The 11778-nt window shown below is 71.1% G+C and carries 11 protein-coding genes; 8 read left to right on the forward strand and 3 right to left on the reverse strand.

What is annotated here, in order from left to right:
* From rnpA to ABZ914_RS35855, 4 genes are all read left to right on the forward strand, one after another.
* Nucleotides 1-315 (forward strand): ribonuclease P protein component (gene rnpA / locus ABZ914_RS35840; protein ID WP_500198715.1); only part of this gene is annotated, 315 nt, incomplete at its 5' end.
* Entirely contained in the window at nucleotides 312-683 is a 372-nt protein-coding gene (gene yidD, locus ABZ914_RS35845) for a membrane protein insertion efficiency factor YidD (protein ID WP_500198717.1), read from the forward strand. The genes rnpA and yidD, both read left to right, overlap by 4 nt.
* Nucleotides 676-1713: a membrane protein insertase YidC gene (gene yidC, locus ABZ914_RS35850; RefSeq protein WP_500198719.1), complete on the forward strand. Its 1038-nt coding sequence runs from the start codon at nucleotides 676-678 to the stop codon at nucleotides 1711-1713. Before yidD ends, yidC begins: the two co-directional genes overlap by 8 nt.
* Before the next feature lie 36 nt (nucleotides 1714-1749).
* Nucleotides 1750-2235 (forward strand): Jag family protein, encoded by a 486-nt coding sequence (locus ABZ914_RS35855; protein ID WP_190857646.1) that lies wholly within the window; start codon nucleotides 1750-1752, stop codon nucleotides 2233-2235.
* Between the two features lie 612 nt (nucleotides 2236-2847).
* On the opposite strand, the gene ABZ914_RS35860 is transcribed toward ABZ914_RS35855, so the two are convergent.
* Nucleotides 2848-3336: a DUF6458 family protein gene (locus tag ABZ914_RS35860; protein WP_190857644.1), complete on the reverse strand. Its 489-nt coding sequence runs from the start codon at nucleotides 3334-3336 to the stop codon at nucleotides 2848-2850.
* A gap of 201 nt (nucleotides 3337-3537) precedes the next feature.
* Here ABZ914_RS35860 and rsmG point away from each other — a divergent pair, with 201 nt between their 5' ends.
* The 3 genes from rsmG to ABZ914_RS35875 all read left to right on the forward strand — a co-directional run bounded on the left by rsmG (nucleotide 3538) and on the right by ABZ914_RS35875 (nucleotide 6424).
* Nucleotides 3538-4227: a 16S rRNA (guanine(527)-N(7))-methyltransferase RsmG gene (gene rsmG / locus ABZ914_RS35865; protein ID WP_500198723.1), complete on the forward strand. Its 690-nt coding sequence runs from the start codon at nucleotides 3538-3540 to the stop codon at nucleotides 4225-4227.
* A gap of 308 nt (nucleotides 4228-4535) precedes the next feature.
* Entirely contained in the window at nucleotides 4536-5414 is an 879-nt protein-coding gene (locus ABZ914_RS35870) for a ParA family protein (RefSeq protein WP_318839258.1), read from the forward strand.
* Entirely contained in the window at nucleotides 5411-6424 is a 1014-nt protein-coding gene (locus ABZ914_RS35875; RefSeq protein WP_500198721.1) for a ParB/RepB/Spo0J family partition protein, read from the forward strand. The genes ABZ914_RS35870 and ABZ914_RS35875 overlap by 4 nt, the downstream gene beginning before the upstream one ends.
* Nucleotides 6425-8510: 2086 nt before the next feature.
* Here ABZ914_RS35875 and ABZ914_RS35880 read toward each other — a convergent pair.
* Entirely contained in the window at nucleotides 8511-9452 is a 942-nt protein-coding gene (locus tag ABZ914_RS35880) for a D-alanine--D-alanine ligase family protein (RefSeq protein WP_347256741.1), read from the reverse strand.
* A gap of 98 nt (nucleotides 9453-9550) precedes the next feature.
* The gene (locus ABZ914_RS35885; RefSeq protein ID WP_500198725.1) at nucleotides 9551-10783 is read right to left on the reverse strand and encodes an aminotransferase-like domain-containing protein; all 1233 of its coding nucleotides are present in this window, start codon (nucleotides 10781-10783) and stop codon (nucleotides 9551-9553) included.
* A gap of 324 nt (nucleotides 10784-11107) precedes the next feature.
* On the opposite strand from ABZ914_RS35885, the gene ABZ914_RS35890 reads away from it, so the two are divergent.
* Nucleotides 11108-11725, forward strand: a complete 618-nt coding sequence (locus ABZ914_RS35890) for a GNAT family N-acetyltransferase (protein WP_190857636.1) — start codon at nucleotides 11108-11110, stop codon at nucleotides 11723-11725.
* Nucleotides 11726-11778: the final 53 nt, after the last annotated feature.

Genomic DNA, 11778 nt, shown 5'->3' on the forward strand with positions numbered 1-11778 from the left:
CCGGCGCGGCGCCCGCGCCGGACGGCCAACGTCGTCGTCCACCTGCTCCGCAGGGAAGGGGACGCGGAGGCCGCGGGCCCGGCGCTGGTCGGGTTCATCGTGGCGCGCAACGTCGGCAACGCCGTCACCCGCAATGCGGTGCGGCGGCGGCTCCGGCACCTCGCGCGCGGGCACGTGGACCGGCTTCCACCGGGTAGCCTGCTCGTAGTGCGCGCCAACCCCCGCGCGGGCGAGGCGCGCCCTGACGATCTGGCCGCGGATCTCGAGTCGGCGCTCGACCGGCTGCTGCGGTCCGCGTCCAAGGGGCGGAGATGAGGAACCGGCACGGGGAACCGTTCACCGACCAGCGCCCGGCGACCACCCCTGGTCCGGTCGCCGCGGTGTTGATCCTTCTCGTCCGCGCCTACCGCCGCTTCTTGAGTCCCCTGCTCGGGCAGCAGTGCCGCTTCACCCCGACCTGCAGCACCTACGGCCTCAAGGCCCTCCAGGTGCACGGGGCGGCGCGCGGCACGTGGCTGACGGTCCGCCGGATCGCGCGGTGCCACCCCTTCCACCCCGGCGGCTACGACCCGGTGCCGCCGAAGAAGACGCCCTCCGCGAAGGCGAAGGCGGCTTCTTCGAACTCCGGCCGCGAGGAGAGCGGCCCCGCCCTAGCAGAGCCCAAGGAGCTGCCCGGTGCTTGACTGGCTATACGAGATCGTCTCTCAGCTCATCGTGTGGATTCACGCGGGGCTGAGTGTCGTCTTCCCCAAGGACAGCGGATGGGCGTGGGGCGGCTCGATCATCCTGCTGACCGTCATGCTGCGGCTCATCCTCGTGCCGCTCTTCGTGAAGCAGATCCACGCCTCACGGAAGATGCAGGAGCTGAACCCGAAGGTTCAGGCGCTGCGCAAGAAGTACAAGAACGACAAGCAGCGCCTCAACCAGGAGGTCATGAAGCTCTACCAGGAGAACGGCGCCAACCCGCTGTCGGGGTGCCTTCCCCTGGTCGTGCAGATGCCGGTCTTCATCGGCCTGTTCCAGACCCTCAAGCGGATCTCGGACGCCAAGCCCGGCCACGGCGTCTTCGCGATGTCGGCGGACCTGGTGCAGAGCGCCCAGCACGCCAACATCTTCGGCGCGCACATCCCGGACACGTTCCTGAACGCCTGGAGCGACAAGACCTGGAGCGCGATCGTCGTCACCGGCATCGCCGTGGTGATCAGCTCCTGCACGACGTTCTTCACCGTCCGGGCCAGCATGAAGCGCCAGCCCGCCGCGGCGGCCGACGCCAACCCGATGATGCAGGCGCAGAAGATGATGGTCTTCCTCGCGCCCCTCTTCGGCCTCTTCGGCCTCGGCTTCCCGCTGGGCGTCCTCATGTACTGGGTGACGTCGAACAGCTGGACGCTCGCGCAGCAGCACTACATCTACAAGCGCTTCCCTCCGCCCGGTGAGAAGGCGGACGACACCACCACCGCCAAGGCCACGTCGGGCGGCAAGTCCACCGGGACGAAGACCGCCGCCAAGCCCGGTGCGAAGGCCGCCGGGGCCAAGAGCGGGGGCGCGAAGGCGGCCGCCGGCAAGAACGGCCAGGCGCCGTCCGGGATCAAGGCCAAGCTCAAGAAGGAGCCGGAGCCCGCTCCGGAGCCCGAGGACACCAAGCCCAAGGTCGTCCGCAACCAGCCGACCCGCAAGCCGCGCAGCAAGCGCAGCGGAAGCCAGAAGCGCTAGTTTGGACCTCTGTCCTCGCCGAAGAAGGAGACCCCGTTGAGCCAGACCGACACCACCGAGGTCGACGTCCAGGCCCTCGAGCAGGAAGGCGAGATCGCCGCCGACTACATCGAGGGTCTGCTGGACATCGGTGACTACGACGGCGACATCGACATGGACGTCGAGGGCGAGCGCGCCATCGTCGCGGTGGTCGGCGCTTCGCTGGACGAGCTGGTCGGCAAGCGCGGCGAGGTCCTGGAGGCGCTGCAGGAGCTGACCCGGCTGGCCGTGCACCGGCAGACCGGCAACCGCACCCGGCTGATGCTCGACATCGGCGGCTACCGCGAGCGCCGCCGCGCCGAGCTGACCAAGCTCGGCACCGACGTCGCCGACGAGGTCAAGCAGGCGGGCGAGCCCAAGCCGCTCGCGCCGATGACGCCGTTCGAGCGGAAGATCGTCCACGACGCGGTGGCGGCGGCCGGCCTGCGCAGCGAGTCCGAGGGCGAGGAGCCCGACCGCTACGTGGTCGTCTACCCGTCCTGACGGATCTCCGCGAGGCGGAACGCGAGACGCGGTTTCCACAAGCGAACAGCCAGTCCACCGAACGGCCCCGGCGAACTCCACCGCCGGGGCCGTTCGCATGCCCGGGGCTCTATGGCACTAGAACATTGTTCTGTGGATAACTCGCGCTCAGCACTCCTGTTTCCCCAGGGGATTTCGCACCGGGGGACGATCTCCGAGGCGACCTGTCGGCGTTTGATCGCCGCAGGTGAAGGGGTTCATGTGTGGTGTCCAGATAGCCCGGCCTCGCTCGGCTAAGGGCTGATGCCTTGTGGATAAAGGGCCTTGTTATCCACAGGTGGGGAGGCTGGCGCGGAGGTGGGTGTTGATGAGCTTGGCAGGGGCGGGCTGGTGTGGCTTTGTGGACGGGGAAGCGGGACGTCTCCGCGGGTGGACGGTGCACGACGTCTCTTTAGGTGGAAAGGGCGGGGCCCCGCGCCCTGACCGGCGCGGGGCCCCTGGAACCCGGTGTGCACCGCCGCCCAAAGCACACCGGGCTGGTCTATCGGTCGGACGAGTCCGGGTCGGTGTTCGCGGCGAACGCCGCCCGGGTCCGTCTGGACGGTGACGGCGGCGCCGCCCGACGGACTGCTGTCACCTGCGTCCGCGCGGCGTCCGCCCGTACACGCTTCGCTCCCGCGGCGCGGGGTCGTGCAGCGGGTCGACGGCGTCGGAGTCGACCGCGGTGTTGTTCTCCTCGGCCGGGTCCTGGGCCCGTCCCGGATCCTGCGCGAACGCGGGGTCCTGTGCCACGTGCCCGTGCGTCACCCCTTCGTCCGCGGGGTGCTCGACGACGCGCTCGACGCGCTCGGCGGGACGTCCCGGAGGGGCGGGGTCCTCGATGATGTGCTCCTCGCGCACCACGGTGCCCGGCTCGTCCCCGTAAGCGGGGTCTGCTCCGACCACCCGGCCGGCGCGGCGCCGCGGACGCGTGTAGCTGAGGGTGAAGGCCATGCTCACGGCCCCGACCACGATCAGGATCCAGCCGACGAGGTGGATGTCGACGCCGGCGAGATCGACGCGGAGGGCGAACGCGAGGATCGCTCCGATGGCGATGAACGCGAGACTGACTCCGATTCCCATGGCTCGGAGCTCCTTCCAAGGGGGGCGACACCGTCCCTCTACCCGGCGAGCGCCGAATATGCGGAAGGACATGTGGTTCTTGCCATATCGCAAGGAAGAGGCCTTGTCGGACGGGGTTCGCCCCCCGAAAGCGTCATGCTGTTGCCTCCTGGGACGTTGCGTGTGTACGCCGCCACGCCGTTTTATGGAACGATTCGTACGGTGGGGATTGCACGCGAGGTTTTCGGGGAAACACTGCCGGTTGCGGAACGCTACGCGGCGTTCCTCGCCGACGCGGGCGTCGAACGCGGGCTGATCGGCCCGCGCGAGGCCGACCGGCTGTGGGAACGCCACCTGATCAACTGCGCGGTGGTGGCCGAGGCGATCCCGGCGGACGCCCAGGTCGTCGACATCGGATCCGGCGCCGGACTGCCCGGCATCGTGCTCGCGATCGTCCGGCCCGACCTGCGCATCACGCTCCTGGAACCGTTGCTCCGGCGGACAACGTTCCTCAGCGAGTGCGTCGAGATGCTCGATCTGCGGAACGTGGAGGTCCGCCGCGCCCGGGCCGAGGACGTCACCAAGGAGTTCTCGGTGGACGTCGCGACGGCGCGCGCGGTGGCCCCTCTCGAACGTCTTGCCAAGTGGGCGCTGCCGCTGCTGCGTCCCGACGGTGAACTGCTCGCGCTGAAAGGCGAGCGGGCCGCGGCCGAACTCGACGAGGCCGCACCCGTTCTGCAGCGTTTCGGGGTGCGGGAGACCGAACTGCTCCAAGTCGGGCGCGGTATGGTCGACCCGCCGACAACGCTTGTCCGTGTGGTCGCCGGCAGGCCGGCGGACCGGAGTGCAGCGGCCGGGCGACGACAGAGCGCGCCCCGACGCGCTGGAAGGTCGAGGAAGAGGTCTTCATGAGCACGGGACCAGGACTGGGACGGCCTGACCGCGCCGACGAATCCCCCGACGAACAGCCGCCCGGCCCGGGCGGGACCGGTGCCTCGGAGCCCGCGCGGGAGACCCCCGCGGGCCAGGGCGCGCAGGCCGACGAGGGGACGCGGGGGGACGCCGGCGCCGTGACGACGCCGGCGGCCGCGCCCTCCGGGCACGCAATGTGGGGTAACACGACGTCCGGTACCGCGGAGAACGTCGGCTATGTGCCGACCAGCGCCGGCACACAGCAGGCGGGTCCGCGCAAGGGACCATCTCAGGGGGAGTCAGAACTCGTGCGCGAGGCGCTCAAGGACGCCAAGGTTTCACATGAAACAGCGGTCACCGCCCTCAAGGCGATGTCCGGCCGCAGGGAACGCGAATGGCCGCGGCCGGACCGCTGCCGCATCATCACCATCGCCAACCAGAAGGGCGGGGTGGGCAAGACCACCAGCTCGGTGAACCTCGCCGCGTCGCTCGCCATGCACGGCGCGCAGGTGCTCGTCGTCGACCTGGACCCGCAGGGCAACGCGTCCACCGCCCTGGGCGTCGAGCACCACGCCGAGATCCCGTCCATCTACGACGTCCTCATCGAGGACATGGCGCTCGCCGACATCGTCGTCGCCGCCCCCGAGATCCCGAACCTGTACTGCGCCCCCGCGACGCTCAACCTCGCCGGCGCCGAGATCGAGCTCGTCTCCAAGGTCGCCCGCGAGTCCCGGCTGCGCCGCGCGCTGGACGCCTACGACACCGACAAGTTCGACTACGTGCTGATCGACTGCCCGCCGTCGCTCGGCCTGCTCACCGTCAACGCCCTCGTCGGCGGCGACGAGCTGCTCATCCCGATCCAGTGCGAGTACTACGCGCTGGAGGGGCTCGGACAGCTCATCCGCACCGTCGACCTCGTCAAGGCGCACCTCAACCAGAAGCTCAGGGTGTCCACCATCCTGCTCACCATGTACGACGCCCGGACGCGGCTCGCCGCGCAGGTCGCGGACGACGTTCGCAACCACTTCGGGGACGTCGTCCTCAACACGGTGATCCCCCGCAGCGTCCGCGTCTCCGAGGCGCCGAGCTACGGGCAGTCCGTCATGACGTACGACCCGGGTTCCAGCGGCGCCCTCGCCTACAGCGAGGCGGCCTCGGAAATGGCCCATGGAGGGGCGAGGAAGTGAGCCAGCAGCGACGCGGTCTGGGCAAGGGGCTCGGCGCCCTCATCCCCACCGCCCCGCCCCCACCGCCGGCGGACGACCCGTCCGGCGCGGGCGGAACCGGCGCCCTGGGCGGGCCGGGCTTCCCCGGCGGCCCGAACGGCCCCGGGCAGGACGGCGCCGCGAGCCCGGACATCCAGCCGGTCGCCGGAGCGCACTTCGCCGAGCTGCCCGTCACGTCCATCACCGCGAACCCGCGCCAGCCGCGCGAGCACTTCGACGAGCAGGCCCTGGAGGAGCTCGCCGAGTCGATCGGCATCGTCGGGCTCCTCCAGCCCATCGTCGTCCGCCGGGCCGAGTCCGGCGAGCACGACTACGAGCTGATCATGGGCGAGCGCCGGCTGCGCGCCTCCCAGATGGCCGGGCTGGACGTCATCCCCGCGATCGTCCGCGACACCGGCGACAACGATCTGCTCCGCGACGCCCTCATGGAGAACCTGCACCGCCAGCAGCTGAACCCGCTGGAGGAGGCGGCCGCCTACCAGCAGCTGCTGCAGGACTTCGGCGCCACCCACGAGCAGCTCGCCGGACGGATCGGCCGGTCCCGCCCGCACATCACCAACACGCTCCGCCTGCTGAACCTGCCGCCCGCCGTCCAGCGCCGCGTCGCCGCCGGCGTGCTGTCGGCGGGCCACGCCCGGGCGCTCCTCTCCCTCGACAGCGTCGAGGCGCAGGAGCACATGGCGCAGCGGATCGTCCAGGAGGGCCTCTCCGTCCGCGCGGTCGAGGAGATGATCGCGCTTCGCGAGGTCGAGGACGCGCCGAAGGCGCCCCGGCAGGGCCGCCGCAAGAAGCCCGTCGCCCCCGGCCTCCAGGAGCTGGCCGACCGCCTCTCCGACCGCTACGAGACCAAGGTCCGCGTCGACATGGGGCGCAACAAGGGCAAGATCGTGGTCGAGTTCGCCACCCTGGAGGACCTCGACCGCATCATCAAGTCGATGGCCCCCGACGACGACAGTCCCGGCGAGCCGTAACCACCCGCTCGCCGTCCCCCTCAGCGCCCCGGAACCCCTCCTCCGGGGCGCTTCGCTTTCTCCGGGCACCCATGTTCCCCGTGAAACATCCCCGAGCGACTGCCCGCCCGCCCACCCCTACGCGAGCGCTGTCCGGCTTCCCTCCCCCAAGCGCCCTTCTGCCTTACCGGCGTCCCCGTCTGCGAGGTGCTCACCTACGGGACCGCCTGCCGCCCGATGCGGAGCAGCACCGCCGTCGCGATCGCCGTCGAGCACGGCCACGAGATAACCGAGGCCGCCGGACACGCTCGTCATCCGCCGTTCGGCTGCGCCCCGCCGTGGCGCCCGGGTGCCCGCCGCCGATCGCCGACGAGCTCTCCCGACCCCTCCTCAGCGCCCGAGCGCCCGTACCGGATTGCAGCTGCGCGTCGCATCGAGGTTTCGCGTGAAACATCGACACCTTCCAGCGAGCGGCGCCCGGACACAGCCTGTGTCGCCATGCCCCATCTACCACGCGGGTGAAGGCATCTCCGCCTGGCCGCCCTCCGCGAGAGGCCGCCCGTCACCGGTCGGACCATCGAGACAAGAGCGCAGCGGGTGAAATTCAGCCGCCCACTGCGTTCTAGCGTCCGCCATGGAAGCCCTAGCGCGTAGAGCAGTGAGCGCAGGACGGCCTATAGCCCTTCGGAGCCAGTGGGGGGCATGTGGGGGAGGCCAGCGACGGCGGGCGGACGGCGAGGCGAGCGTTCTCAGGCGGCGGAGGCGTTGACCGACCGTCGGGGCGGCCACTGGCGCCTCGCCGTTCCCGGCGGCCGTCGGCAAGTGTCGGTGTGGGCAGCCCAGCGCCACCCAAGACCAGATCACTAGCGCGGCACATCAGGAGGATGGCTTCCAAGACTCTTCCGGGCGGGAGGTCACAGCAAAGACTTCGTTTGGCGGCTTTCCCAGACGGCTGCACCGGCCGGTTGGCGACTCCAGCCGGCCGACGGCTGGCGGGGCTGCTGTCAAGGACTAGCGAATCTGTGGGTATGAAAGCCGAGCGCACGGCTCGTCGCGGCTGGGATTGCGAGGCATACGGCTCCCGTAGACGCCTCCGGTGGGTAGGTGGTGCTGGCGCTTGGGGCGAGCACCGGGCACCACGCCGCTCCGGCGGATGATGAGCGGGGTGATACCGGTGAGATGTCCGTCCCCCGTCCCCCCGGGTTGGCTCATTGAATCCAGGGTGGCTGCGATTTGCTGATCGGTGGGCGGCGTCGCGTCGAGCCACCGTCGTGCCGGGTTCGACGGGGCCACCGTTTGGATCGCACCGCGTGTGGGTTCAGCCGAGCATGCTCTTTCTCAGCACGCCGTTGCGGGCCTTGCTAGGGGACGCCCTCGCACCGCCGGTCCGGAGGCGCGCTTGGTGAGTCCGCGCCATCGCCGCGATGCTGCGGCCCGAGCCTGCCGCGTCGTGATGGAGCCCTCTGCAGATCTGTGCCCATCCGCCGTCTCCGCCTCACGCAGGCTGCCTATTTGCCCAATGCTGCGGCCCCTCCTGATCCCGCCATCCCCGCAGGGTGCGCAGGACACTCCCCTGCACCGGGCAGAGTCGGTCCGGATCCATCCGCCAGCCGGCGGTGCCGACGGCTTGCCCCGTGTGAATCGTCGCGCCTCGCGCGTTGGCAGTTCCTCGCCATTCATGGGGGATCGTCCACCGCCCGCTGTGTGCCTGTGGCCCGTGAGCGCTGCCATGTCGGGTCTCGGCTGGCGCGCTCGCGCGCACGGAGCCTCGTTTGGTGCGCTGGAAATGTCTGTCGCGTGTGGTGCCGGGCTCCGGGTAGGAGCTGCCGACGAAGCCTGTCGTTTGCCGGGTCATGCGGTAGCCGCCGCGTCCGCCTCCCCCGACCATCCTTGTGTTGCCGCCGCCCGCTGTTGCCTGGCTGCCGCGCTCGCGACGCTGCGGCCGCTGCCCGTTCGTGGTCGCCCTGTCATCTGTGCACGGCGTCTGGCGACCGTCGCTTGTCGGCCTTCCTCTTTGCGAACTTGCGGCATGCCTTTGCCTGGGGATGTTTCACGGGAAACGTTGGCGGGGGCTTGGGGAGGGCGTGCGTTTCCCGTGAAACATCGGTCAGGCGAACTGGGCCAGGAGGAGGTCGCGGCAGACCTCGCCGAGGTCGAGGCCGGCGACGCTGACGGCGCGGGGGAGGAGGCTCGTCTCGGTCATGCCGGGCGCGACGTTCACCTCGAGGAAGTGGACCTCGCCGTCGGGGTCGACGATGAGGTCGGTGCGGGAGAGGTCGCGGAGGCCGAGGGCGCGGTGGGCGGTGACGGCGGCGGCGGTGGCGCGGTCCGCGGCGTCGGGGGTGAGGCGGGCCGGGGTGACGAACTCGGTGTCGCCCGCGTCGTAGCGGGCGGTGTAGTCGTAGCGGCCGCCCGGCGCGACGATCTCGACGGCGGGGAGCGCCTGGGGATGGCCGTGGCGCTCGATGACGCTGACGGCGATCTCGGTCCCCTCGACGTAGCGTTCGACGAGGGCGGCGTCGCCGTAGGCGAAGCAGCCGACCATGGCGGCGGAGAGTTCGGACGGCTCGTGCACGACGGACGTGCCGAGCGCGGAGCCGCCGCGCGTGGGCTTGACGAACAGGGGGAGGCCGAGCCCGCGGATGATCTGGTCGAGGACGGACGCGGCGCCGAGGTCGTGGAAGACCTCCTTGGGGAGGGCGACGGAGTCGGGGGTGCGCAGGCCGGCCTGGCGCACGACGGACTTGGCGGTCGGCTTGTCCCAGGCGACGCGGCAGGCGTCGGCGCGGGCGCCGACGTAGCGGACGTCGAGGAGGTCGAGGACGTCGCGGATCGAGCCGTCCTCCCCCGCTGCGCCGTGCAGGACGGGGAACACGGCGTCCGGCGGGTCGTCGGCGAGGGAGTCCAGGAGCGTGGCGTCGGCGTCGCGCAGTTCGACGGGGATGTCGAGGGCGCGCAGCGCGTCGGTGACGCGGCGGCCGGAGCGCAGCGAGACCTCTCGCTCGTAGGACAGTCCCCCGGCGAGGACGACGACGTGCCCGAGTTCCACAGCAGGTGCCCTTCTGGCGGTAGGAGCGGTCACGAAAAACGCGCCGGCTCCCAGCATGGGGGAGCCGGCGCGGTTACGCGAAACCGGGTGGTATCCGTTCAGACGATGCCGGGGCCCGGGGTGTGCACACCGCCGGGGCCGTCGTGCTCGACTCCGCCGAAAGTGTCCCGCAGCCTGATCTCCTTCTCCACCACCGCGGCGAGGCGGCGGACGCCCTCGCGGATGCGGTGCGGTTCGGGGAAGCAGTAGGACAGGCGCATGTTGCGGCGGCCGCCGCCGTCGGCGAAGAAGCCGGTGCCGGGGACGTAGGCGACGCGGTCGGCGATCGCGCGGGGCGCCATCGCCTTGGCGTCGAGGCCCTCGGGAAGGGTGACCCAGACGAAGAAGCCGCCGGCGGGACGGGTCCAGGTGCAGCCTTCCGGCATGAGCTGGTCAAGGGCGTCGAGCATGGCGTCGCGGCGTTCCCGGTAGAGCTCGCGGAAGTCCTTGATCTGCTCGCGCCACGGCTGCGTGGCGAGGTACTCGCGGACGGCGAGCTGGGAGAAGTTCGACGGGCAGAGGATCGCGGACTCGGCGGCGAGGACGAGCTTGGCGCGCACCGCGTGCGGGGCGAGGACCCAGCCGACGCGGAGGCCGGACGCGATCGTCTTGGAGAACGAGCCGAGGTAGATGACGCGGTCGGGGTCGTCGGCGCGCAGCGCCCGCATCGGCTCGCCCTCGAAGCCGAGGAGCCCGTAGGGGTTGTCCTCGACGATCAGGACGTCGTGCTCGGCGCAGATCTCCAGGATCTGGGCGCGGCGGGCGGCGGTGAGGGTGACGCCGGCGGGGTTCTGGAACGTGGGGACGGTGTAGAGGAACTTGACGCGGCGGCCTTCGCGGCGGAGCCGGTCGAGGGTCTCGCGGAGCGCGGCCGGGATCAGGCCGCCCTCGTCGAGGGGGACGTGCACGACGTCGGCCTGGTAGGCGGCGAAGGTGCCGAGCGCGCCGACGTAGGAGGGGGCCTCGGCGAGGACGACGTCGCCGGGGTCGACGAAGATCTTGGTGATGAGGTCGAGGGCCTGCTGGGCGCCGACGGTGACGACGACGTCGTCCGCGGAGCCCTGGACGCCTTCGAGCGCCATCACGTCGCAGATGAGCTCGCGGAGGGTCTCGTCGCCCTGCGCGGAGCCGTACTGGAGGACCTCGGCGCCCTTTCCGGCGACGAGGTCGCCGACCAGGGCGCCGACGGCGTCGAGGGGCAGCGCGGACACGTAGGGCGCGCCGCCGGCGAGGGAGACGACCTCGGGGCGGGCGACCATCGCGAACAGAGCCCGGATCTCCGACGGCACCATGCCGGCGGCGCGGGCGGCGTAGCGGTCGCTGTAGGCATCGGTTCGCGAGTGCTGTTCCACGTGGCACCTCCGGTGGGGCTGGCTTGACCGCAAAGTTACGGCATGGGCTCCGGGGGGATCGGGCGAACCCCGTACCTCGCGTGTTCGGCGGTTCCCGCACGTGGCGCGGCGCCCGGCCGCTCGTCCCCCGTCCGATACGATGCCCGAGGATCCCGGTTTGTTGCCGGGAACTTTCGCGCAAGTGGGCGATCCGCCCCGAAGGTCCCGGCCGCGGCGGGGGTCTTCGCCCGGCGGACGAGGATGCCAGCAGGGGGTGCCGGCCCGGTGTCGCGTCGTCTCGTCAACATCACGCTGGACAATCTGGACGATCTTCCGCATCGCTGCCGCGGGTGCGTGTTCTGGGAGCTGGATCCGGTCAGCCGCGACCGGGCGCACGCGAGCGGCGACGCGGCGCTGGAGAAGGAGGCGTGGATCTCCTCCACGCTGCTGGAGTGGGGCTCCTGCGGCAAGATCGCGTACGTGGACGACGTGCCGGCGGGGTTCGTGATGTTCGCGCCGCCGCTGTACGTGCCGCGGTCGGTGGCGTTCCCGACGAGCCCGGTGAGCGCGGACGCGGTGCTGCTGATGACGGCGCACATCCTGCCGGAGTTCGCGGGCGGCGGGCTCGGCCGGATGCTCGTGCAGGGCGTCGCGAAGGACCTGACGCGCCGGGCGGTGAAGGCGATCGAGGCGTTCGGCGACCTGAAGGGCGAGGAGGGCGGCTGCATGGTGCCGGCCGACTACCTGCTGTCGGTGGGGTTCAAGACCGTCCGCCCGCACCACCGGTACCCGCGGCTGCGGCTGGAGCTGAAGTCGGCCCTGTCGTGGCGTGAGGACGTCGAGGTGGCTCTGGAACGGCTGCTGGGCTCCATGACCCCGGAGGGCGCGCTGCGTCCCGTCTGAGGCCGTCTGAGCGGCTCCTGTCCATGGACACGTGGAACGGCCCGCATCCCGGT

This window comes from Spirillospora sp. NPDC046719, assembly GCF_040645715.1.
GTDB lineage: Bacteria > Actinomycetota > Actinomycetes > Streptosporangiales > Streptosporangiaceae > Spirillospora.

Coding starts and splice junctions, on each gene's coding strand:
- yidD (WP_500198717.1), top strand. CDS start 312: ATGAGGAACCGGCACGGGGAACCGTTCACCGACCAGCGCCCGGCGACC.
- ABZ914_RS35860 (WP_190857644.1), bottom strand. CDS start 3,336: ATGGGAATCGGAGTCAGTCTCGCGTTCATCGCCATCGGAGCGATCCTC.
- ABZ914_RS35885 (WP_500198725.1), bottom strand. CDS start 10,783: ATGGTGCCGTCGGAGATCCGGGCTCTGTTCGCGATGGTCGCCCGCCCC.